Origin of the sequence: Rhizobium sp. 42MFCr.1 (genome assembly GCF_000377185.1) — a bacterium.
Lineage (GTDB): Bacteria > Pseudomonadota > Alphaproteobacteria > Rhizobiales > Rhizobiaceae > Rhizobium > Rhizobium altiplani.
The window spans coordinates 89,939-112,961 of the sequence record NZ_KB897824.1 but is presented as its reverse complement, the minus strand read 5'-3'; the positions used below and the strand labels follow the sequence as shown (position 1 = coordinate 112,961).

The 23,023-nt window shown below is 61.3% G+C and carries 22 protein-coding genes; 4 read left to right on the top strand and 18 right to left on the bottom strand.

Going from position 1 to position 23,023, the window contains the following annotated elements:
• Positions 1 to 10 precede the first annotated feature (10 nt).
• The 4 genes from C934_RS0109800 to C934_RS0109780 all read right to left on the bottom strand — a co-directional run bounded on the left by C934_RS0109800 (position 11) and on the right by C934_RS0109780 (position 4,713).
• Entirely contained in the window at positions 11 to 1,612 is a 1,602-nt protein-coding gene (locus C934_RS0109800) for an ABC-F family ATP-binding cassette domain-containing protein (RefSeq protein ID WP_018856541.1), read from the bottom strand.
• 236 nt (positions 1,613 to 1,848) lie between these two features.
• Positions 1,849 to 2,232 (bottom strand): hypothetical protein, encoded by a 384-nt coding sequence (locus tag C934_RS0109790; protein WP_018856540.1) that lies wholly within the window; start codon positions 2,230 to 2,232, stop codon positions 1,849 to 1,851.
• Positions 2,233 to 2,358: 126 nt separating this feature from the next.
• Positions 2,359 to 3,546 carry a Gfo/Idh/MocA family protein gene (locus C934_RS0109785; protein ID WP_018856539.1) on the bottom strand — a complete coding sequence of 396 codons (1,188 nt, stop codon included), beginning with the start codon at positions 3,544 to 3,546 and terminating at the stop codon, positions 2,359 to 2,361.
• A 114-nt stretch (positions 3,547 to 3,660) separates the two neighbouring features.
• Entirely contained in the window at positions 3,661 to 4,713 is a 1,053-nt protein-coding gene (locus C934_RS0109780) for a sugar phosphate isomerase/epimerase family protein (RefSeq protein ID WP_018856538.1), read from the bottom strand.
• Positions 4,714 to 4,998: 285 nt separating this feature from the next.
• Here C934_RS0109780 and C934_RS0109775 point away from each other — a divergent pair, with 285 nt between their 5' ends.
• The gene (locus tag C934_RS0109775) at positions 4,999 to 6,777 is read left to right on the top strand and encodes an adenylate/guanylate cyclase domain-containing protein (protein WP_018856537.1); all 1,779 of its coding nucleotides are present in this window, start codon (positions 4,999 to 5,001) and stop codon (positions 6,775 to 6,777) included.
• A gap of 64 nt (positions 6,778 to 6,841) precedes the next feature.
• Here C934_RS0109775 and C934_RS0109770 read toward each other — a convergent pair whose 3' ends face one another.
• The 3 genes from C934_RS0109770 to C934_RS0109760 form a co-directional block, all read right to left on the bottom strand.
• Positions 6,842 to 7,789, bottom strand: a complete 948-nt coding sequence (locus C934_RS0109770) for a substrate-binding domain-containing protein (protein WP_016556996.1) — start codon at positions 7,787 to 7,789, stop codon at positions 6,842 to 6,844.
• Between the two features lie 88 nt (positions 7,790 to 7,877).
• Complete coding sequence (locus C934_RS0109765; protein WP_026371713.1) at positions 7,878 to 8,882, bottom strand: ABC transporter permease; 1,005 nt, start codon at positions 8,880 to 8,882, stop codon at positions 7,878 to 7,880.
• An 80-nt stretch (positions 8,883 to 8,962) separates the two neighbouring features.
• Positions 8,963 to 10,486, bottom strand: coding sequence for a sugar ABC transporter ATP-binding protein (locus C934_RS0109760; RefSeq protein WP_018856535.1), 1,524 nt, complete (start codon positions 10,484 to 10,486; stop codon positions 8,963 to 8,965).
• A gap of 170 nt (positions 10,487 to 10,656) precedes the next feature.
• Between C934_RS0109760 and C934_RS0109755 the strand changes: the two genes are divergently transcribed.
• Positions 10,657 to 11,688: a LacI family DNA-binding transcriptional regulator gene (locus C934_RS0109755; RefSeq protein WP_018856534.1), complete on the top strand. Its 1,032-nt coding sequence runs from the start codon at positions 10,657 to 10,659 to the stop codon at positions 11,686 to 11,688.
• A 45-nt stretch (positions 11,689 to 11,733) separates the two neighbouring features.
• Here C934_RS0109755 and C934_RS0109750 read toward each other — a convergent pair whose 3' ends face one another.
• A complete protein-coding gene (locus tag C934_RS0109750) occupies positions 11,734 to 12,231 on the bottom strand; it encodes a winged helix-turn-helix transcriptional regulator (RefSeq protein WP_018856533.1) in 498 nt (165 codons plus the stop codon).
• Between the two features lie 22 nt (positions 12,232 to 12,253).
• Entirely contained in the window at positions 12,254 to 12,466 is a 213-nt protein-coding gene (locus tag C934_RS34630; RefSeq protein WP_156828743.1) for a hypothetical protein, read from the bottom strand.
• Between C934_RS34630 and C934_RS0109745 the strand changes: the two genes are divergently transcribed.
• Both C934_RS0109745 and C934_RS0109740 read left to right on the top strand, forming a co-directional pair.
• A complete protein-coding gene (locus C934_RS0109745) occupies positions 12,455 to 12,979 on the top strand; it encodes a hypothetical protein (RefSeq protein WP_018856532.1) in 525 nt (174 codons plus the stop codon). The genes C934_RS34630 and C934_RS0109745 overlap by 12 nt on opposite strands.
• 33 nt (positions 12,980 to 13,012) lie before the next feature.
• A complete protein-coding gene (locus C934_RS0109740) occupies positions 13,013 to 13,639 on the top strand; it encodes an isochorismatase family cysteine hydrolase (RefSeq protein WP_018856531.1) in 627 nt (208 codons plus the stop codon).
• 133 nt (positions 13,640 to 13,772) lie between these two features.
• On the opposite strand, the gene C934_RS0109735 is transcribed toward C934_RS0109740, so the two are convergent.
• The 9 genes from C934_RS0109735 to C934_RS0109695 form a co-directional block, all read right to left on the bottom strand.
• A complete protein-coding gene (locus C934_RS0109735) occupies positions 13,773 to 14,243 on the bottom strand; it encodes a cupin domain-containing protein (protein WP_018856530.1) in 471 nt (156 codons plus the stop codon).
• 128 nt (positions 14,244 to 14,371) lie between these two features.
• Positions 14,372 to 14,593 (bottom strand): hypothetical protein, encoded by a 222-nt coding sequence (locus C934_RS0109730; protein WP_018856529.1) that lies wholly within the window; start codon positions 14,591 to 14,593, stop codon positions 14,372 to 14,374.
• Between the two features lie 80 nt (positions 14,594 to 14,673).
• Entirely contained in the window at positions 14,674 to 15,066 is a 393-nt protein-coding gene (locus C934_RS0109725; RefSeq protein WP_026371712.1) for an ester cyclase, read from the bottom strand.
• Between the two features lie 109 nt (positions 15,067 to 15,175).
• Positions 15,176 to 15,952, bottom strand: coding sequence for a phosphodiester glycosidase family protein (locus tag C934_RS0109720; protein WP_026371711.1), 777 nt, complete (start codon positions 15,950 to 15,952; stop codon positions 15,176 to 15,178).
• 166 nt (positions 15,953 to 16,118) lie between these two features.
• A complete protein-coding gene (gene xylA, locus C934_RS0109715) occupies positions 16,119 to 17,429 on the bottom strand; it encodes a xylose isomerase (RefSeq protein ID WP_018856526.1) in 1,311 nt (436 codons plus the stop codon).
• Between the two features lie 39 nt (positions 17,430 to 17,468).
• On the bottom strand, positions 17,469 to 18,923 hold the full coding sequence (gene xylB / locus C934_RS0109710; RefSeq protein WP_018856525.1) for a xylulokinase: 1,455 nt from the start codon (positions 18,921 to 18,923) through the stop codon (positions 17,469 to 17,471).
• Positions 18,924 to 18,941: 18 nt separating this feature from the next.
• Positions 18,942 to 19,967: a LacI family DNA-binding transcriptional regulator gene (locus C934_RS0109705; protein WP_018856524.1), complete on the bottom strand. Its 1,026-nt coding sequence runs from the start codon at positions 19,965 to 19,967 to the stop codon at positions 18,942 to 18,944.
• A gap of 147 nt (positions 19,968 to 20,114) precedes the next feature.
• A complete protein-coding gene (locus tag C934_RS0109700) occupies positions 20,115 to 21,707 on the bottom strand; it encodes a DHA2 family efflux MFS transporter permease subunit (protein WP_018856523.1) in 1,593 nt (530 codons plus the stop codon).
• A gap of 19 nt (positions 21,708 to 21,726) precedes the next feature.
• Positions 21,727 to 22,923: an HlyD family secretion protein gene (locus tag C934_RS0109695; protein ID WP_018856522.1), complete on the bottom strand. Its 1,197-nt coding sequence runs from the start codon at positions 22,921 to 22,923 to the stop codon at positions 21,727 to 21,729.
• Positions 22,924 to 23,023: the final 100 nt, after the last annotated feature.

Below are 23,023 nucleotides of genomic sequence, written 5' to 3'. Positions count from 1 at the left end.
CCCGGCCCGCCTAGAGAAGAAGCTCTTCGCCAAGCGGAAGCTGAAGCAGACGCGATATGCCGATATTCTCCAGAAACACCTCGTCGTGGCTGACGACAAGCAGCGCTCCGTCATAGGCCTGCAGCCCCGCTTCTACGGCTGCAATGGAATCGATATCCAGATGGTTGGTCGGTTCGTCGAGGATGAGCAGCGGCGGCGGCTTTGCGCCACCGAGAACACAGGCAAGACCGGCGCGCAGCAACTGCCCGCCCGAGAGCGTCGACACCTGCTGCAGGGCGGCATCCGCCCGGAACATGAAACGCGCCAGCGCCGCACGGCAGGCATTCTCATTGGCCTGGGGATTGAGATTGCTAAAATTCTCGCGGATCGACAACGATCGATCGAGCAGACTGACACTCTGATCGAACAGTGAAAAGCCGGTCATGACGGAAACGGTCCCGGACCACGGCTGCAGCACGCCTGTGATCAGCGCCAGCACTGTCGTCTTGCCGGAGCCGTTCGGCCCGGCGATCGCGACGCGATCGGGGCCGGTCATGGCAAAAGAGAGGTTTCGGATGATCGGCGCCTCGGGCCGATAGCCCGCGGTGACGCGCTCCAACCGCAAGACATGCCTGCCGGGCGGCAACCCGGTTGACGCGAGTTGCGCTGAAAAGGGCTGCAGGATCTCGATCCGCTGCCGCGCCGCGGCCGCCTCCTCCATCGCCTCCTCGCGGCGTTTTTCGCCAAGGCGAACCTTGTTGCCGCTGGTGTTTTCCGCCGCCCGCTTGAGGCCACCGGCGACGATACGCGGCATATCGCTTCTTGCCGCCTTCTTGCGGCCGTTGCGATCGCTGCGGGCCTGTCGTTCCGCCGCGACCTGGGCGCTGCGGACCACATCGGCAACACGCCGCTCCGCGTCCGCGAGGTCGTGCTCGGCGGCGGCGAGCTCAAGCGCCTTGCGCACCTGAAAGGCGCTCCAGTTTCCACCATATCGCCGGGCACCGAGGCTGGTGATCTCGACGATCGCATCCATGGTATCGAGCAACTCCCGATCATGGCTGACGACGATGGCGCCGGCGCGCCAGCCGGAAAGCAACGTGATGATAGCCTCCCGCCCATCCCGGTCGAGATTGTTGGTCGGCTCGTCGAGGATCAGGAAATCGGGATCGGAGAAGACGAGGGCCGCAAGACCCACACGCGTCCGCTGGCCGCCGGAAAGCGAGATAAGCAACGTCTCCGGTTCTGCGTCCAGCCCGACGCGTTCGATCGCCGCGGCGATACGCGCCTCGATCGTCCAATCAGCAATGGCGAGTTCGTCGGCAGTGGCGTCGCCAGCTTCGGCGCGGCGAAGGATTGCGAGCGCATCACTGGCATCGAAGAGATCGGCGACCGTTGCCCCCTCCTCCACCTGGACCGACTGGCGCAGGATGCCGAGCCGTCCGCCAAAGGCAATGCTGCCGGATTGCGGCTGCAGTTCGCCAGAGACGAGCTTGAGCAGCGTCGTCTTGCCGACACCATTGCGGCCGACAAGACCGGTTCGCTCGGCGCCGAAGCTCAGATCGAGATGGGAAAGAAGGGGTCGCCCGTCAGGCGTGGACCACAACAGATTGGATAGGGTAATGGATGCAGGCATGGATAAAGGACTCCCGAATGGCAAGGCGAGCTGGCGTTGCGATCGGCGTGGAATCCATTGCTGCACACATCCTGTTGGTATTGGCGATGGCCGCAATCTAGGCGGGCAGAGGGCTGAAATCAAGGCGATATCGGGTGGAACCGCAAACCGGCGACGGTCCGTGCCTGACCTGGCCACCCTTTGCCGGATAAATCGAAGCGGGCTTGCACTTCGGCGTCTCAATGACGCCGTGCTGGTTAGGGCCCCTTCGCTGCGTCCTTGACCTTCACGGCCATTGTCACTGCGGCATTCACGAGGATTTCGTTGCGCCCACCGCGATTGAGATCCACGCTGCTGGTGAGGTTGGTGATCTGGCAGCTTTCGGCCAGTGCCTGCAGGATGAGATCACATTGCTCGCTAGCCATCGTGTAGAGCCCTTTCTGGGCTGCCTTGATCTGTTCACCGATTTCCTGCCCGACCTCAACAGGCACCGAGAGGGACATCGTCGTCTGCACCTTGACCGTGCCGAGAGCACGCTCGCCGGCGTAGAAGTTCGGTGCGCGGTTGGGGACTTCCTGCGACAATGCCGGAAACGCAGCGAGCGCAAACGCGCATGTCAGAACTTTGGCAGAAACTTTCATCGACCATCTCTCCATGTGGTTGCGCGCATTTTCTGCCATAGCATTGTTAAACGACAATGAGCGCGCATCCTAATATTCTAGGAAACGCGCTCATTAGTTTTATCCGTCAGAGTAGTCGAGTGAGGATCAGACCTTGACCCAGGCACCGTTCTTCTTCGAAGAAGCCACACAGGCTTCGACGAAGGCAACGCCCTTCACGCCGTCATCAACGGTCGGGTAAACGACGGCCTTGTCGACCGCCTTGCCCTTCTTGTGCGCGTTGATGGCGTGCGCAGCTTCCGTGTAGATCGTCGCGAAGGCTTCGAGATAGCCCTCCGGGTGACCGGACGGGATGCGCGAAACGCGGGCCGCCGCCGGGCCGGAACCGGCGCCGTTGCGGGTGATCAGGCGCTTCGGCTCGCCGAACGGCGTAAACCACAGATAGTTCGGATCGGCCTGAACCCATTCGAGACCGCCCTTGGTGCCATAGACGCGGACCTTCAGACCGTTCTCATGGCCGGGGGCCACCTGGCTGCACCAGAGCATGCCCTTGGCCGCCTTCTCCGACCCCTTCGCCTTGAAGCGAAGCATAACGTGAGCGTTGTCGTCCAGCCGCCGGCCGGGCACAAAGCTGTCGAGATCAGCAGCCAGGCTGTCGAGTTCGAGGCCTGATACGAAGGACGCGAGGTTATAGGCATGCGTGCCGATATCGCCGGTCGAGCCGCCCGCACCCGACTGCGCCGGGTCGGTGCGCCACACGGCCTGCTTGGCGCCTGTCTGCTCGACGGCCTCGGTCAGCCAATCCTGCGGATATTCGGCCTGGACGATCCGGATGTCGCCGAGTTCGCCATTGGCGATCATCTCGCGTGCCTGGCGAACCATCGGATAGCCGGTGTAGTTGTGCGTGAGGATGAAGAGAGCGCCGCTCTCGTCGGCGACCTTCTTCAGCTTCTTGGCGTCGGCAAGGTTCGAGGTCAGCGGCTTGTCGCAGATGACGTGAATGCCGCGACGCAGGAATTCCTTCGCGGCGTCATAGTGCACATGGTTCGGCGTGACGATCGAAACCGCCTCGATGCCGTTCTTCAGCTTGGCTTCGCGGATCGCCATCTCGCGATAGCTGGAATAGGTGCGCGACGGATCGAGGCCGAGGTCGCGGCCCGATGCAATCGCCTTTTCCGGCGTTGACGACAGCGCGCCTGATATCAGATCGTACTGGTCGTCGATGCGGGCCGCGATGCGGTGAACGGCGCCGATGAACGCGCCGGCACCGCCGCCGACCATGCCGAGACGGATGCGCGGTTCGCGCGCTTGTTCTGTAGATGCTTCAATTGCCATTGGTTCCTCCTGAATTTGCGTAGGGCAGAAACAGCCCTTCCCTCGGTCGGCTGGGGAAGGGAGAGCCCTTCCCGCTGCGTTCCAATCAGCCCTCCTGTCGAGAGGGCCGCGGCCTCAGAGACCGAGCATGCGGCGGTTGGCCGCCTGGTCCGTACCTCCCGCTGCGAAGTCGTCAAACGCCTTCTCGGTGACGCGAATGATGTGCGCCTTGACGAACTCGGCACCTTCGCGGGCGCCATCCTCCGGATGCTTCAGCGCGCATTCCCATTCGACCACGGCCCAGCCGTCGAAGTTGTTGGCCGTCATCTTCGAGAAGACCGCGCCGAAATCGACCTGGCCGTCGCCGAGCGAACGGAAGCGGCCGGCACGCTCGACCCAGCCCTGGTAACCGCCATAGACGCCCTGGCGACCGGTCGGGTTGAACTCGGCATCCTTGACGTGGAACATCTTGATCCGGTCCTTGTAGATGTCGATGTTGTCGAGGTAATCCAGGCACTGCAGCACATAGTGCGACGGATCATAGAGCATGTTGGCGCGCGGATGGTTCTTCACGCGCTCGAGGAACATCTCGAACGTGATACCGTCGTGCAGGTCTTCGCCCGGATGGATTTCGTAGCAGACGTCGACGCCGTTTTCGTCGGCATGGTCGAGGATCGGCGTCCAGCGCTTGGCAAGCTCGTCGAAGGCGGTTTCGACAAGACCGGCCGGGCGCTGCGGCCACGGATAGATGAAGGGCCAGGCGAGCGCGCCGGAGAAGGTCGCATGTGCCTTGATGCCGAGGTGCTTGGACGCCGTCAGCGCCATCTTGACCTGTTCGACAGCCCATTCCTGACGCGCCTTCGGATTGCCGCGCACCTCAGGTGCTGCAAAGCCGTCGAAGGCTTCGTCATAGGCCGGATGCACGGCGACGAGCTGACCCTGAAGATGGGTGGAAAGCTCGGTGACTTCGACGCCGTTCTTGCGTGCGACGCCGGCGAATTCGTCACAATAATCCTTCGAGGACGCTGCTTTCTTGAGATCGATCAGCTGGCCCGCCCAGGTCGGAACCTGCACGCCCTTGTAGCCGATGTCGGCTGCCCATTTGGTGATCGAATCCCACGAATTGAAAGGCGCGGCATCGCCCGCGAACTGGCCAAGGAACAGGCCTGGACCTTTGATCGTTTTCATGTCAATTCCTCCCTAAAAGATGACCGTAAACGTTTTTGATAGTGTTCTAGCACGCGATTTGAAGTCTGCAAGCCGATTTCGGCGAAACTACAAATCTTCCCCACCGGGCGGAGATCGAAGGCGGCCGACTTAACCACGGTCGGTCTCGGGCTGCAAGATGTACGTACCGCATTTCTCGTCGCCACACCGTCACGATGGGGACGCCGGCCGGCGAACCCATCGCTTCTTACTGCGGTGGACATCGCGCAGTGCCGTGTTACTGTCTTGAAACCAGGAGGGTGGCGCATGACGCGGCGTCTGGCAGCAATCTTGGATGCTGATGTAGTCGGCTTTTCCCGGCTGATGGGCCTTGACGAAAGCGGCACTTTCGCAATGCTGAAAGCGCACAACAGCGAAGTCATTGTCCCCAGCATCGGCAGACATCATGGGCGCGTGGTCAAATTCGTCGGCGACGGCACGTTGGCTGAATTTGCGAGCGTCGTCGATGCCGTCGGCTGTGCCATGGACATCCAGAGAGCATTGCTTGCGCTGAATGAGGCCGTCGAGCCGGATCGGCGCATGTTGTGGCGCATCGGCATCCACGTTGATGATGTGCTGGTCGAAGACGAGGACATCTTCGGCGACGGCGTGAATGTCGCCGCAAGCCTGCAGGCGCTGGCGCCTCCAGGCGGCATCTGCGTCTCCCAGCAGGTCAATGACCAGATCCGGTCGAAGCTTGACTTCAGGGCGATTGATTTCGGCAACCGCAAGCTCAAGAACATCGAGCGACCGATCCGTGTCTGGCGGTGGACGGCGGAAAGCGAACCGCCTCCCTCGCCTGCCGCACCGAAGGATCCGGTCACAGGCCCCGTCCGCAATCGGCCCTCCATCGCGGTGCTGCCCTTCAGCAACATGTCGAGCATCGAGGGCCAGGAACATTTCTCGGATGGCTTCACGGACGAGCTGATCGCCACGTTGGCGCGCTGTCGCTGGCTGCTGGTCGCAGCCCGTAACTCGTCGTTCAGCTACAAGGGCCGGCAGGCCAATGCGCAACAGGTAGCGGAGGACCTTGGCGTCAAGTACGTGCTGGAAGGCAGCGTGCGCCGCGCGGCAGATCGCGTTCGCGTCACCGCGCAATTGCTGAACGGCACGGATGGCACGCTGCTCTGGGCGGAACGCTACGACCGGACGCTGGCCGACATCTTCGAGGTTCAGGACCAGCTTGCCTCGGAAATCACCGGCACGATCGAGCCGGAACTGGGCTCCATCGAATTCGCCGCCCTTCGTGGCCGCACGGTGTTCGACATGGATGCCTGGGAAATCTACCTGAAGGGCCTCTGGCATCTCTATCGGTTCACGCTTGATGAATTGAAGACCGCCAAGGCGCTCTTCGAGCAGGCAATCAGTATTGACCCGACGTTCGCGCAGGCGCAGGCGCGACTGGCTTATGTTCACATTCAGCTCGGCTGGTATGGCCCCCTCAATGAACGCGCGGAGCGGATCTGCGATGCGATCGAGCTTGCCGAACGCGCGATCATATCCGACCAGAGAGAACCCGCGGCGCACCTCGCCCTGGGAAGGGCGCTGGCGCTTGATGGCGCGACGGAGGCCGGGCTTGTGCATCTGCGCAACGCCTTGCAGCTGGACCAGAGCTTTGCGCAGGCTCACTTCGCGCTCGGTCAGGTCCTCTGCTACGTCGAACGCCCTGCGGAAGGCATAGAGGAGATCAAGGAAGCGTTTCGGCTCAGTCCTCGCGACCCGCATCTGTGGACCTTCCATAACGTTCTCGCCATCGCAAACTATCAATTGGGCAACATGGCGGAAGCGGCCAAGGCAGCGCGCGCATCGCTCCGCTCGCCGAACGCCACCTTCTGGCCAGCGATCTTTCTGGCTGCCGCCCTCGGAAGGGTGGGTGGCGAAACCGACGAGGCGCGAGAAGCAGTTGCGAGGCTTCGTCGCTTCCGGCCGGGGATGACCTGCACTGACGCCCGCCGAGAGTTCTATTTCGGCGATAATCCCGTCATGACCGAAGCCTTCATCGACCGCTGCATCACGGACCTCGCCAAGGCCGGCCTGCCGGACTAGCAAGCGACACTGTCAAAGAAAGGCGCCCGTCCTGTCGAACGGGCGCCGCATTAGATTCTTCGGATCAGAACGGAGAATCCGGGAAGTAGAAGTCCTTCGCATTGTCCTTCGTGACAAGCGTCGCGTCGAGGACGAAGGTGCCGCGAACCGGAACCTGGCCGTAGAGACCAGCAGCCGTCAGCTCCATGGCCGTGCCAACCATTGCCGGCGGATAAAGAACGTCGACCGGGATCAGCTTGTCGCCGTCCATGACCTTCTTGACCATGTCCTTGGAGCCGGCGCCGGCGACAACATACTTGATGTCGGTACGCTTGGCCTGCTCGATCGCCTGCAGCACGCCGACAGCCATGTCGTCGTCCTGGCACCAGACCACGTCGATCTTCGGGTACTTCGTCAGATAGTCCTGCATGACCTTGAAGGCATCGTCGCGGTTCCAGTTACCGTACTGGCGGTCGAGAACCTTGACCTTGGAGCCGGCAATGCCCTTGTCGAAGCCGTCCTGGCGCTGCTGATCGATCGGGATAGGCAGGCCGCGAATGACGACGACTTCGGCGTCCGGCGTCTGCGCAGCGATGTACTTGCCAGCGACTTCACCGAGCGCCGGGTTGTTGCCAGCGACATAAAGGTCACGGACGGTGTCATCGTTGGTCGAGGGCGCACGGTCGACGAGCGCGACGTACTTGCCCTTACCTTTGACTTCCTTGATGGCGTTGACGAGCGGATCCGGATCCGACGGCAGGATGACGAGGGCGTCGATGCCCTGTGTATCAAGGTCCTGCACAGCGTTCGCCTGGCTGGCGGCATCCGGCGAAGTCTTGACGATGACGTTTAGGCCCGGATGCTGTTCCATCAGTTTCTTGGCGATGCGTTCGGCGTGGAACACGACGCCCGAGGTCCAACCATGGTCGGCTGCCGGAATCGAGACGCCGATGGTGAACTTCTTGTCCTGTGCGTATGCGGTACCCGCCAGCGTGACGGCCGCAACCGCAAGACCCAACATGAGTTTGCGCATTCTATTTCCTCCCAATAAACGTCAGGGACTTTTCCTACCCGTCAACCGGACGCCCTGTGATCCCGGCCAATTCCTGGAACCAGTCCGCTTACGATTTGCGGACCAGCGAGCGCTGCACAAGCATGGCGATGATGATGATCGCACCCTGGATCGCACCGATGAGATATTCGCTGATGAAGTTCGACAGCAGCATGATGTTACCGACGAGTTCGAGAATGAAGGCACCGCAGATGGTCCCCCAGACGCGGCCAGCGCCGCCCTTGAGCGCCGTGCCGCCGACGACTACGGCGGTGATCGCCTGCAGTTCCCAGAGAATGCCGGTTGTTGCCGAGGTCGAGCCGAGGCGCGGCACATAAAGCAGCACCGCGATGGCAACGCAGAGCCCCTGGATGACAAAGGCGATCGTGCGCACGCGATTGACCGCAATGCCGGAGTAGCGCGCGACATCACTATTGGAACCGACAGCAACGACATGGCGACCATAGCGCGTGCGGTAGAGAATGAAGGCCGCAACGGCGGTAACTACCAGGATCACGACGATCGGAACCGGCACGCCGAAAATGTTGCCGAAATAAGCCGGACGGTAAAGCGTCTGGATGTCGGCCGAGCGCAGCGTGATCGCGCCGCCTTGGCTAAGCCATGTCGTCAGGCCGCGATAGATGCCCATGGTGCCGAGCGTGGCGATGAACGGCTCGATCCTGCCGACCGTGGTGATCAGACCATTGGCCAGTCCGCAGAGCGCACCGGCGACGAGCGTAAACACGACCGCGGCCGCCAGCATCAGTGTCGGGTCGGCAATCACGCCGGAATTCATCAAAAGGATCATCAGGCTGGCGACAAAGGCCACCATCGAGCCGACGGACAGATCAAGATCGCCTGCGGAAATCACGAATGTGGCGCCGACAGCGATAATTGCGATAAAGGCGCAGCGCGTCGCGACGTTGGCGAGGTTGGTGATGCCGATAAAGTTCGGATTGACCAGCGCGCCGACGATCAAGAGCAGTATCAGGGCTGCAAAGGGCGCGACCGCCCTGAGATCGATATCCCGCCAGGGGCGACGGCTGATTTCCCTGGTCTCCTCGTTCACACTCATCTCCAAACCAACCTCCCGCCCTCAATTCGATGGGCATCATACCTTTACGGCGCGCCGAGCGCAGCGCCTCCCCGCCACCGTCAGGCGGCTTTCTTCTTCAATCCGGCGGCGTAGCGCATGATCTCCTGCTCGGAGATCTCGTCGCCCTCGAGCACACCGACGATCCGTCCCTCGCGCATCACGGCGACGCGCGTGCAAAGGCCGATCACCTCCGGCATCTCCGAGGAGACGACAATGATGGATCGACCGTCGCGCGCCAGCGCGGAGATGAAATGATAGATCTGCTGCTTGGTGCCGACGTCGATGCCCCGCGTCGGCTCGTCGATGATGATGATCTCGGGCTCGGTCTCCATGACCTTAGCAAGCAGCAGCTTCTGCTGGTTGCCGCCCGACATACGCCCGGCAACGATGTTGGTGTCGCGAACCCGGATATCAAAGCGCCGCCTTGCCTTGGCGAGCGCCTGCGCCTCGCTGCTCGGGCTGAGATAGCCGTGTCGCGAATGCTGGCCGAGCGATTGCAGCGTCAGATTGGTCATCATGCCGGAGCGCAGAAGCAGGCCCTTCGACTTCCGATCCTTCGTCATGTAGGCAAGGCCGGCGCGATTGGCGGCATGTACATCGCCTGACGGAATCGATTCACCGCCAATGTGGACCTCGCCCGCGGCACGGTTCCGAAGCCCGGCGACCGCCTCCATCAGCTCCGTGCGACCGGAGCCAATCATGCCTGAGAAGCCGATGATCTCACCCTTGCGGACCTCGAAGCTGGCATCCTGAACATAACCCGTCGAGACACTTTCGACCCGAAGGACGATTTCCTCGTCGACATTGGGCTCGACCTTGGTCGGATAGAGACTTGAAAGCTCGCGCCCGACCATCAGCTGCGCGATGGATTCGCCGTCGAGCATCGCCGTCGGCGCAGTCTTGACCCACTGGCCATCGCGCAGCACGGTCACCCGGTCGGTGATTTCCATCACCTCGTCGAGCTTATGCGATACGAAGATAAAGCTTGTTCCCTTGTCACGCAGCTTGCGCACCTGCCGGAACAGGAAGTTCGTCTCTTCGCGCGAAAGCACGGCTGTCGGTTCATCCATGATGACGACGCGGGCATCGCGACTGATTGCCTTGGCGATTTCCACCATCTGCTTGTCGGCGATCGACAATGTGCCGATGATGGCATTCTCGTCGACATGCGAACCGAGCAGATCGAGTGCCTTGCGGGTCTCGGCGCGCATGTGTTTGCGGTCAAGCACGCCGAACCGCGTGACTTCGCGGCCAAGGAAAAGGCTCTCGGTCACCGTCAGATGTTCGGCAAGATTGAATTCCTGGTGGATGAGAACGATGCCGAGCGCTTCGGCCGCGCCGTTGGCCGGCAAGACGACCGGCTGGCCGTCGAGCAGGATCTCGCCCGAACTCGGCTGCTCGAAACCGGACATGACCTTGACCAAGGTCGATTTGCCCGCGCCGTTTTCACCCATGAGAGCATGGATCTCACCGGCACGCAGATCGAAATTGACACTGAAGAGGACTTGCACGCCGCTGAACGACTTGCAGATGCGCCGCGCGGACAACACCACGGGCGCGGTGTCGGCAGAATCCACACTCATTGACTGATTTCCTCCCTGCGGCTCCCATCCGCTTGAAGCCATATGTAAACCTTTACACGACGTATGTAAAGGTTTACATCATTGTTACACACAGATCTGCAGGTCGGCGCGTTTGACCTCCCGGCAAGTCTGTGTAGTGTCGCGGCGAAGGCATCCCAAGGCAGGACGCAGTGTCGAATTCCACGCCCGCAACCATAGAAGACGTCGCTCGGATCGCCGAGGTTTCGATCGCGACGGTATCGCGGGCGATCCACACGCCGGAGAAGGTCGCCAACTCCACGCGCCTGAAGGTCAACCAGGCAATCGCCATCACCGGTTACACGACCAATGCCATGGCGCGCAGCCTGCGGCTCGGTCGGTCGAATATGATTCTCGTGGTTGCTCCTGACATCGGCGACCCAAACTTCTCCAACATTCTGGTCGGCCTCGAGAACGAGGCGCGCGCCCACGGCTACGGCATCCTGATCGGTCACACGCAGAACGATGCGCAGCGCGGCCTCGAATATCTGAAGTTCCTGAATTCCAACCAGGCCGCCGGGCTGATCCTCTTCACCGGCATCCTGCCCTTCGGCCACCAGACGATGACCGCCCGCCTGCCGCCCAGCGTCGGGGTCTTCGAGCCGGTTTTCAACGGCGGCATTCCTTATGTCGGCGTGGATGATGTGGAAGGCGCCAGAAAGGCCGTCGATCTGCTGCTGGCAGAGGGCCATCGCAAGATCGCCTTCATCGGCGATTCGCGCACACGCCTTGCCTATAGCCGCCGGCGTCAGGGCTACGACGCGGGGCTCGATGCGGCGGGCGTTGCGCCAGATATGCGCATCGTGCTCGAAGGCGATGGAACGCTAGAGAGCGGCCGCCATGCCGTCGAGCAGCTCTTCATGCGCGACACGCTGCCGACCGCCTTCATGTGCGTCAACGACCAGACGGCGATCGGCGTGATGATCGGACTGAATGCCCGCGGTTACGACATTCCGAAAGACTTCTCCGTGACCGGCTTCGATGACGTGCCGCAGGCCGTGTTCATGTCGCCGCCGCTGACCACCATCCGCCAGCCGCGAACCTTGATCGGAAAGCAGGCCATGGCGCTTCTTCTGGAATTCCTGTCCGACGGCCAACCGGCGGAAACCGAAATCCTGCTGCGCCCGGACCTAGTGGTACGCAACTCCGTTGGCGCACCATCGCGTCGCTGGACGAAACGCTAAAGCGAACGGCGTAGCGTCCGCACCGTCGATACAATCAAACATTGATCATCGACTGCCCTTGAATGCCTCCCATCGCGCGTCCCGTTCGCGCTGATAGGCCGGATTGAGCTCAGTACTCAAATCTTCCCGTCTTATCGGCTGGCCGCACGATTCGCATGTCGGCCCAAGCCCCGCCGGCTTGCCGCAGCAAAGGTGCGTGTATTGCACGGCGCGGCCTTCGTCACCCGACTTCAGCCAGGTCTCGCCCCAGGCGCGCAGCGCCAGTATCACCGGGTAGAATGCTTCGCCCTTTTCCGTCAGGTGATACTCGTAGCGCGGCGGCCGCTCGCTGTAGCGACGGCGCTCCACAATGCCTTCGGCTTCCAATGACTTCAGGCGCGTTGCGATCATCTGCGGGGTCCCGCCAGTTTGCGCCTGAATTTCTTCGAACCGGTGACTGCGCATGAACAGCTCGCGCAGAACAAGCACGGTCCAACGATCCCCGACAACCGCCTCCGAGCGAGCAACCGGGCACAGCGTGTCTGGTGCAGAATCTTTCTCCATAGCGTAACTTTCTTTTTCATAGTTACTTGTAGATATGATTTTCATAGTTAATATAAGGAGTCATTAAAGCAAGCGCAACCGGCCATCTGGCCCGCGCTGAAAGGAGCGACATGGCCCAAGCAGGAGCATCGGCAATGCAGGCGCATAGCACTGCCCACTCAAAGGAGTTGCGTGGCGACGTCGCGCCGAAATCAAGCTCATCCAGCAGCGAAAGGAACCCGTCATGAGTGATCATGAAATCGTCGATTCAAGCTTTACCGCCGTCATCAACGCACCGATCGAGAAGGTCGACATTCCGAAATGGTGCTTCACGCTCCCCGAAGACGAGTACCAACGCTGCTCTCCGGCACACATCGCCGCCGGCTTTACGACGGCCCCCGACGGTAGGCGCATGTCGATCAATGTCGAGACGATCGGCGGCAGCCTGATGGTTCAGCACTATGTCGAGACCCTGGGTGAAAAGGATCACCTGATCCTGGAATCCGTTTCGGATATAGTCACGCCGACAGGCCGCACGACGATCCATGTGCTTTGGGAACTCAGCGTCAAACGAATCGACGATCAGACCTGCGAATTCACGAACCACGTTCGGTCCAGAGCAACGGAAGAATTCAAGGCCTTTCTCGATAGGCAGGGCATTCCTTTCGACGTCTTTCGCGCACAGCGTCAGCCGATGTCGATTGCGCACAACAAGGGCGAAACGCCACTCTTTGCGGCCAGCATCGAGCGTGCCGCACTTCGCAACTAAGTCCCGAAACACCTCAGCTTATTGGAGACAGTCATGTCAAAGCCGAATTACAGCAAGCAAACGACCGCCTTGCTCCTCGTCGATCCCTTCAACGACTTCCTGTCCGAGGGCGGGAAGGTTTATCCGCGCCTCAAGCCGATCGCCGATGAGGTCGCGCTTCTCGATAACCTCCGCCGGCTGGATGGCGCCATACGCGCGGCGGGCATTCAGGTGGCCATCGCCCCGCACCGGCGGTGGGAGCCGGGTGATTATGAGGATTGGGATCATCCCAACCCCACCCAACAACGGATCATGCACCAACACCAGTTCGCGCGCGGCGAATGGGGTGGCGAATGGCACCCGGATTTTGCGCCGAAACCTGGCGACATCGTCGCCAAGGAACATTGGGGGCAAAGCGGCTTCGCCAACACCGACCTGGATTTCCGACTGAAGCAGAAGAGCATCACCCACGTGATCGTGGTCGGACTGCTGGCCAATACCTGCATCGATACGACCGCCCGCTACGCCATGGAGCTTGGCTATCACGTGACTCTCGTGCGCGATGCGACGGCCGCCTTCTCGCATGAATTGATGCACGCCGCACACGAGCTCAGCGCGCCGACCTTCGCACATGCGATCCTGACGACCGACGAAGTGATTGCGGCCTTGCCCACGGCGTAACGACTGCATTGGAAGGCGCGCCGGTTCTCCCACCGTCCGCGCCAAGAGGCAACGTGACGCCGCCATCCGACACCGGCCGGGACGTCCCGCCGCGCTTGGCGGCGGGAGCAATTGGCATTCACCCGGCAACTGGCTATTGCGACTTCTGGGGATCATCCGCCGGGTTGACGTACTTGATGCCCCAAGGGCCGTTCGTGTTGATTTGGAGTACGGTCTCATCGTCGAAGTAGACGAAATGCGCCGTGCCCGGCGGCAGGGCAAAGAAACTACCCGCAGCCAGTGCCTTCGTGGCACTCCGATCAGCGGTTTTGCCCATGCCAAATTTGGCAGTCCCGGATAGGATCGTCACAACTTCATAGCCAGGATGTGTATGCGGCGGGATCGCATATCCCGACGGCACCTTTAGCCGAAGCGCAAACAAGCCTTTCTTGGTGGGATTGCCGAACAAGACCGCCGCTTGTGCTCCGGCCGGAAGCACCTTGGGGGCCTCGACCCACTTGATATCACCGGGAGCGAATATAGTGTGCGCATCCTCCGCCAGAGCGAGCGATGCAGCCCCGCAGAATCCAATCAAGCCGACTGCGAATATCGATGCGATCTTCATGATATCCTCCCTCTCGCCGGGCCTTCAACCTCGGCTGAGCGCTGGGGCAGGCTCGCGAAAGCCAAGAATACGTCCGCAGACCATCTCTAGGCAAGCGTTCCTCGGTCGTCCGACCAACCGCCGGCAGGTCATTTCACCCGCTTGAACACCCATTTCACGACGTATTCGCCGCTTCGCTTCATCTTGGTTTTCGTCTTGACCTGCACCGGCCCGCCCAGAGCAGCCTCGGCGGCTTCAAACGCCTGGCGTGCCTCGGCCATGGCCGCGTGATAGGCGCTGTTGTCGCGCTTGGGACTATCGGCGACGGCCTGCACGAGGGCGGCGCTCCAATCACGTTCACTGTCGCTCATTTATCAACCCCCGTTCGCAGCAAGGCGGTCTACGCTCTCGAGCCTTGGCTGCGCAAGCGCGAATGATTGAAGCGGCGGCGTCATTGCTGCAGCTGCGATGCGATTGCCGCCTTGTCGATGACAGACCAGACCTCCTCGATCCGCCCGTCCCGGAACTCATAGAACACGTTTTCAGTGAACGAGACCCTCTTGCCGTTCACCGGCATGCCAAACAGGAGCCCTTTCGGCGTGCAATCAAACCGCAGGCGGCTTCCCACGCGGGGCGGCTCGGAAATCAGGAAATCGATGTCGAAATGTAGGTCCGGAATCGCAAGAAAGTCGCCCTCCAGCATCTGGCGATAGCCGGACAGCCCGATTCGCGCTCCATTGTAGTGAACATCGGGATGAACGAACTGGTCGAGCGCCGTCCAATTCTGGCGGTTCAGACAGGCGATGTAGTCTCGATAGACGGCAGCAAGGTCGGCTTTGGACACGGCATCGCCTCCGGGTGTTATGGTCCCGAGGCCAAGTAGGATGACGCCGAGATTTGGCAACCGCATATCGGGATGATCCGACCGCTTCGAACGCGACGCAGCCCCTGCGTCACTCCACCAGCCCGAACATAGGGCCGAACCCGCCATGCCAGGATTTGTCGTTGCGCCCAAGGGCCGGACTGTAGAGCCCGACACCGCGGCCACCGTCGAGAAACAGCGCATTCGGGCAGGACAAATGATCGCGGAACAAGCGCGCGAAGTCGTGGAAATTCACCCTGTCTTCACTGACTGCGAAGCGCACCGCGCCATCGGCGCAGATGCCGACCCCGCCACGACGGGTGCGGTCCGTCGATCCGACGATAAAGATCGGGTTCAGCTTGTTGCCGATGACCAGCATCGGACCGGACTGGGTGGCGAACCGGACCTCCGACCGGCGTTTCAAAAATTCTTGCGTCGGAAGTATTCCGGTGGCGGCGCCATCGATGAAGAACACGCCATTCGGCTTTTTATAGAAGTTCGGCACGGGACCCGAGGCGGCGCCGTCTCTCTCGGTGCGGTTGACGGGCCGCAATTCCTGGCCGTCTTCCACATAGAGGCCGATCGGCGAAAAATCAGGCAGATACATGCCGGCATTGACCGCGAACGCCAAGGTCTGTCCCTTGTTGCGAACGGCCTCGGCGACGCTGGAGAAATCCCGATAAGGCTCTCCATCCGCGTTCTTCCAGAACAAGCGCAGATCGCCTTCTTCTTTCTCGACGGTGCAGACGATATAGGCCTCCCCTCCGAAGGTATCCTGCACGCAGGGCTGGGGGGAAGCTGCCCCTGCAGATATCGCCGCTGCCAACATCGCTGCTATGGCAAGCATGCCCTGTCTGAGATAGGCCATCGTAGCCATGCCCTTCTTTTCAGATCGCCATCCGGCCGCCCGCAGTGTACCCTTGGCACCCTATCTCGCCTGAATCGTCAAGGCGACGACCGCGCGCCGTCCCCATCAACGAAAAAGGGCCGGCAAGCTCTCGCTCCCGGCCCTCTCCTCCACAATCAACCGCCGATTAAACGTAACGGTTGACGATGTTTTCGAGCAGTTCCTGCTTGCCGGACTTCGGCTGCGGGTTGATGTCCTTGGCTTCGACCCACTCGGCGATCTGCTCGAGCGAGTATTCGCCGCGGGCGAGCTTCTGGCCTTCGGCCGAATCCCAGCCGGCGTAGCGGGCATCGAGCGGGCCGGACAGAGCCTTGTGCTCGATCATCTTGGCAGCAGCCTTGAGACCGCGGGCGCAGGCATCCATGCCGCCGATATGGCCGATCAGCAGATCTTCCGGATCGAGCGACTGGCGGCGAAGCTTGGCGTCGAAGTTGGTGCCGCCGGTGGTGAAGCCGCCGCCCTGCAGGACGTAGTAGTAGGCGAGCGCCATTTCCGGAACGTTGTTCGGGAACTGGTCGGTATCCCAGCCCGACTGGTAGTCGTTGCGGTTCATGTCGATCGAGCCGAAGATGCCGAGCGCGTTCGCGAGTGCCAGTTCGTGCTCGAAGGAGTGGCCGGCGAGGATCGCGTGGCCCTGTTCGATGTTGACCTTCACTTCGTTTTCGAGGCCGTGCTTCTTGAGGAAGCCGTAGACCGTCGCGACGTCGTAGTCGTACTGGTGCTTGGTCGGCTCCTGCGGCTTCGGCTCGATGAGGATCGTGCCCTTGTAGCCGATCTTGTGCTTGTACTCGACGACGAGGTTGAGGAAGCGGCCGAGATGGTCGAGTTCCTTTTTGAGGTCGGTGTTGAGCAGGGTCTCATAGCCTTCGCGGCCGCCCCAGAGAACGTAGTTCTCGCCACCGAGCTTGGCCGTGGCGTCCATGCAGGTCTTAACCGTCGCGGCGGAGTAGGCGAAGACTTCCGGATCCGGGTTGGTGGCCGCACCCGACATGAAGCGGCGGTTCGAGAAGAGGTTCGCGGTACCCCAGAGCAGCTTGACGCCTGATGCGGCCTGCTTTTCGGCGAAGTAGTCGACGATCTCGTTCAGGTTCTTGGTGTTTTCGGCGAAGTTCTTGCCTTCCGGGCGCACGTCGGCGTCATGGAAGCAGTAGTAGGGCGCGTCGAGCAACTGGAAAAGTTCGAACGCAACGTCGGCCTTCAGCTTGGCGGCCTTCATCGTATCTTCGAACCAGGGGCGCAGGAAAGTCTGGCCGCCGAAGGGATCGCCGCCCTGCCAGGCGAAGGTGTGCCAGTAGGCGACCGCGAAGCGCAGATGATCTTCCAGGCGCTTGCCGAGAACGACTTCGTCCTTGTTGTAGTGGCGGAAGGCCAGCGGGTTCTTGCTGTCCGGGCCTTCATATTTGATCTTCTGGATGTCGCCGAAAAATCCGGTGCTCATGTCCATGTCTCCTTGGGTTTCGGGATTGTTGTTCTGGGTTCAGTGCTGCAGCGATTTGATCGCCGGATAGAGAGCGCGATAGCGCTTGTAGGAATCTTCGTAAGCGCCGGAGAGCGCCGCGACGGGCTCGATCGTGCCCGCCGTCTTCGGTGGTGTGCAGACCGCAACCGGATCTGCGCCAGTCGCGGCGATCAGGCCGAGGCGGGCCGCGCCAAACGCTGCGCCGAAGTCACCGTCAGCCGGCAGGTCGACCGGCACACCGAGCGCCGTAGCAATCGAGGCCAGCCAATAGCGCGAGCGCGAGCCGCCGCCGATCGCGGTGACGCGGGAAATATCCGTGCCCGCAGAACGCAGCGCTTCGAGATTGTCGCGGATCGCGAAGGACACGCCTTCGAGAACAGCCTGGGTCAGCACCACGCGGCTGCTCTCATGCTCGAGGCCGATGAACGCACCGCGGATGACGGCATCGTTGTGCGGCGTGCGCTCGCCCGAGAGATAGGGAAGGAAGGTGACGCCCGACGGCGCTTTCAGCGTTTCACCGAGTTCAGTGGTCAGGTCAGCCGCCGACTGTCCCGTGACGCTGGAGTGCCAGTTCAGCGCGTCCGTCGCCGAGAGGATGACGCCCATCTGATGCCAGGTATTCGGCAGAGCATGGCAGAACGCATGCACGGCGCTTTCCGGCTTCGGCAAATAGGCCGCATTGGCCGCGAAGAGAACGCCCGAGGTGCCAAGCGACACGAAGGCCGCGCCATCGCTGACCGTGCCCATGCCGCAGGCGGAAGCGGCATTATCGCCGGCGCCGCCGGCAACGACGACACTTCCGGAGATTCCCCACTTGCTGGCCAGCTCGCCGCGCAGCTTGCCGCCCTGCTCCGTGCCTTCGATCAGATGAGGCATCTGCTTTTCATCGAGGCCGGTGACCGCAAGAAGCTCTGATGACCACTTGCGCTTGCCGGTGTCGAGCCACGAGGTGCCGGCAGAGTCCGACATTTCCGAAATGTGCTCGCCGGTCAGCCAGAGGCGCAGATAGTCCTTCGGCAGCAGCACCTTGGCGACCTTGGCGAAGATTTCCGGCTCATGCTTGGCGACCCAGGCAAGCTTTGGCGCGGTAAAGCCGGGGAAAACGATGTTGCCGGTCAGCCTGCGGAAACGCGGATCGGAATCCAGCGCGGCTGCCTCGACATAAGAGCGCGTATCGTTCCACAGAATGCAGGGGCGCAGCACCTTATCCTCGGCATCGAGCAGGGTTGCGCCGTGCATCTGGCCGGAAAGGCCAATGCCCTTCACGGCGGCGAGTTCCTTCGGATGCTTTGCCTTTAACCCGGCTACAGCCTCTTCCGTCGCGCGGATCCAGTGCGAGGGCTCCTGCTCCGACCATCCGGAATGCGGGCGCGAGACGTCGAGCGAACCATTGGCCGAGCCTATGATCTTCTGATCGCCATCGATCAGCATGGCTTTGACGCCGGAGGTTCCGAGATCGAGACCCAGATACATGTGTTTCTCCCTTTGCCGTTACGGCAGATTATCTTTCAGAAATATGTCGAGGCGGATGCGCTCCTGCGCCTCGATGACGGAAAGTCCGTCCGCCTTCGCCTTGAGGACGCGGATAGCGCTGCGCACCTCATGGCCTGCATTCTGGTTCAGAATTGCATCAATCGTTCCATCAAGGAGCGCGGCGCGAGTATGGGCCGTCAATTCGTGCGCGACGACCGTCAGCGACCGGTCGACCGCCTTTTCCTTCAGTGCCTTGATCAGGCCGCGATTACCGGCGCCGAGGCTGTAGACGCCGATGATGCCGCTTTTCTTCGACAACGCATCCGCCACCAGCATATGCGCCATGTCAGGATCGTCGCGCCCCTCAATGACGGGAAGGATGGAGAGCGATGGAAACTCCGCGGCCATGACGGCAGCAAAACCCTCGAGGCGTTCGCGATGGTCGCGGACCAGCATCGAGCCGGCGAGCACCGCGACCTCCCCCTTGCTGCCGCCCAAGAAACGCCCCAGCAGCCGTGCGGCTGTGCGTCCGGCGGCAATATTGTCGACACCGGCATAGTGATGCCGCTGCGAACCGGTGAGATCCGAAACCAGCGTCACGACGGGAATACCGTCCTTCACCAGCCGATCGACAGCGTCGCGCACCTCAGGCGCATCGGTGGCGACAAGCGCGACCCCCGAAGGCCGCTCTTCTCCAAGTTCGTCCAGAACCCCGACGAGCGCGCCCGGATCGAACGCCGGCACCTCGACGGTGCGGATTTGCGTTCGCTCCACGGACGACCGCGCAATCGCGGCTTGCACCTCGTCATTCAGCCCATGCATGAAAGAATTGTCGCTGGTCGGAAGGATGAACACGAGCGGATAGGTCCGGCCCTTGGCGAGATTGGCAGCGGCAACGTCCCTGACATAGCCGATCTCGCGAATGGCGTTCTCGACCTTCTCGCGCGTCACGTGACGCACGCCCGGCCGCTGGTTCAAAACCCGGTCAACGGTTGCCAGGCTGACGCCTGCCGCAGCAGCGATATCGTGGACTGTTGGTCTCATCTCTCCTCCTGACGAGACCTTTAGCTCCAAATTTGATGTACGTAAATCAAAAACTGCAAACGTTTCCGTTCACGTCAAATCTTTATGCAAAAAATGAGGGCCGGCGTGGTGTCCCAGGCCGGCCCTAAACCCTGATTTCAAGAGTGGTCAGTGGCCTCCGCCGCCACCACCTCCGCCTTGGGGTGCAGGCTTGTCCAGCATCGCGACGCCCAGGATCATCGCCAGGAACAGCACGGTCAGCATCAGGAAAACATCACTGAAGGACAGGACGATTGCCTGCTTCGTCACGAGCCCGACCATCTGCTTGATGGCAACAACCGCGCCATCCATGCCGTAGGCGTCGAAGTTCGCCGCCATGTTGTTCATCTGGTCGATCGCGGCGGGATTTCCCCAATCGATATTCTCGCGCAGCCGCTCGTAATGAACATCCTGCCGGTTCGTCAGCACGGTGTTGATGATCGCCAGCCCCACGGCGCCGCCGAGATTACGAGTCAGGTTGAAGAGGCCCGACGCGCCGCGCATACGGGCCGGCGGCATCGTGCCGAGCGCGATATTGTTGATCGGCACCATGCACATCATCAGCCCGAAGCCGCGGAAGATCTGCGGAATGAGGAGCTCGTAGAAGTCCCAGTCCTGGGTCAGATGCGTCATGATGTAGGTACCGGCCGCGAAGCTGGCGAAACCGATCACCATCATCAGCCGCAGATCCATCTTCGTCGATAGCTTTCCGGCAATTGGCGCGGTGAAGAACATCGCGAGGCCCGATACGAACATCGTTTCGCCGATCATCAGCGAGTCATAGCCGCGAATGCGCCCGAGGTAGACGGGGTAGATATAGGTCAAGCCATAGAGGCCGATACCCATGACGAAGGAAAACACGGAGCCGAAGGCAAAGTTTCGGTTCGTGAAGGCCCTCAGGTCGACGACCGGGAAATCAACGGTGAAGGCCCGATAGAAGAAGACAACGGCAGCGATTGCAGAGGCGATCGCGCCCATGAAGATATAGCTGTCGTTGAACCAGTCGTTGGAATTGCCTTCCTCCAACACATACTCAAGCGCGCCGAGGAAGACGCCCATCGACAACAGGCCCCACCAATCGAACTTCTTGATCAGCGCGAATTCCGGCTTATCGAAATCGATGAAATTCCAAGTGACGATCGTCACAATGATGCCCGGGACAATGTTGACCAGGAACAGCCAGTGCCACGAGAAGGCGTGGCTGAGATAGCCGCCGACCGTCGGGCCGATGGTCGGAGCAAGCGTGGCGATCAGGCCGATGATCGGCGAGACGATGCTGCGCTTGGAGGGCGGGAAGATCGTGAAGGCTGCCGCAAAGACCGACGGAATCATGCCGCCGCCGATGAAGCCCTGGATGGCGCGGTAGACGATCATCTGGTCGATGTTCGTCGCCGTAGCACAGAGCGCGCTCGCCATGGTGAAGCCAGCAGCGGAAGCCGCAAACAGGTATCGTGTCGAGACGATGCGCGCGAGCGTGCCCGACAGCGGAATCATGATGACTTCGGCGATCAGATAGGAGGTCTGCACCCAGCCGATCTCGTCCGAACCAGCGCTGAGGCCAGCCTGGATTTCGGCAAGCGATGCCGACACGATCTGGATATCGAGGATCGACATGAACATGCCGAGCACCATCGCGAAGAACGCGATGAGCTTGCGTGGATCCATATGATCCGTGGCCGCTGGAGTGGCCGGAACGGTTCCAACTGTTGCGCTCGCGGCCATCGGCCTACCTCGTCAGGATTTACTTGGTCGCATCCGGCGCCGTGCGCGTGTCGACATCAACAACCACGCTCAGGCCTGCGCGCAGGCGACCGCTGTCGAGAGCATCCTGCGGCAGCGAGATACGAACCGGCACGCGCTGAATGATCTTCGTGAAGTTGCCCGTGGCGTTTTCCGGGGGCAGCAGCGAGAAGACGGAGCCGGAAGCCGGCGAAATCGATTCAACCGTGCCGACGATCGGATGGTCGCCATAAGCATCGACATGCACGTTGACCTTGGAGCCCGGCACCAGATGTTGGATCTGCGTTTCCTTGAAGTTCGCGTCGATAAAGAGCTGACGAACCGGGACGAGCGCCATCAGACGCTGGCCGGGCGACACCAGATCGCCCTCCTGCACCGAGCGATTGCCGACGACGCCATCATAGGGCGCTTTCAGGACCGTGAAGGAGAGATCGCGGGCAGCCTTGTCGCGCGCAAGCTCGAGCTGGCGGATCGTGCCTTCGGCCTCGCGGCGCTGCGCCTGCAGCAGCGTTACATTTGCTTCCGCGGATGCGATCGCCGCATCACCGCCAATCAGGTTTGCCTTTGCCTGGTCGAGAGCAATGTTCGCGGCGTCGAGGTTAGCGGTCGTACCGACAGACTTGGATTGCAGTTCCGCGGCGCGGGTCTGTGTGATCTGCGCACCGCGAACGGTGGCTTCCAAAGCCTTCTTCTGGGCCTTGGCCTGGTCGAGGCTTGCCTGACCACCGGCAATCTGCGCGTCAATACGCTGCAGCGAGAGCGTTTCGGTATCGAGAGAAGCCACCGCCTGATCGAGGGCGAGCTTGTAGTCGCCGTCGTCCAGCGAGGCCAGAACGTCGCCGGCCTTGACATTCTGGTTGGCAACGACGTTCACCTTGGCGACATAGCCGGTAACCTTCGGCGAGATCGTCGCGATATCGCCTTCGATGTAAGCGTCGTCGGTCGAGACCAGGAAACGGCCCGTCGTCCACCAATCGTAGCCGTACCATGCGGCGCCTGCGAGCAGCGCAAGGCCGATGATTGGCAGGGCAAGACTGCGCTTTTTCTTCTTCTCAGCGGGAACGGCCTGCGTGTCGGCAGGAGCCTGCGGCGCGCGCGGTGCTTCCGCGGTGGGGACTGCTGCTTCCTGAGCCTTGCCCTCGGTTTCAGCAGGTTCGCTGACGATGCGGGCAACATTGGCTTTTGGACTGGACGACATGGGCGACTACCGGCAAATTGAGTGAATTTAATCGAACTGAACGGTTCGGTTCAGTTGACATAGAACCTTTTTCCATTCATATCAAGCTGTATCGAACCAC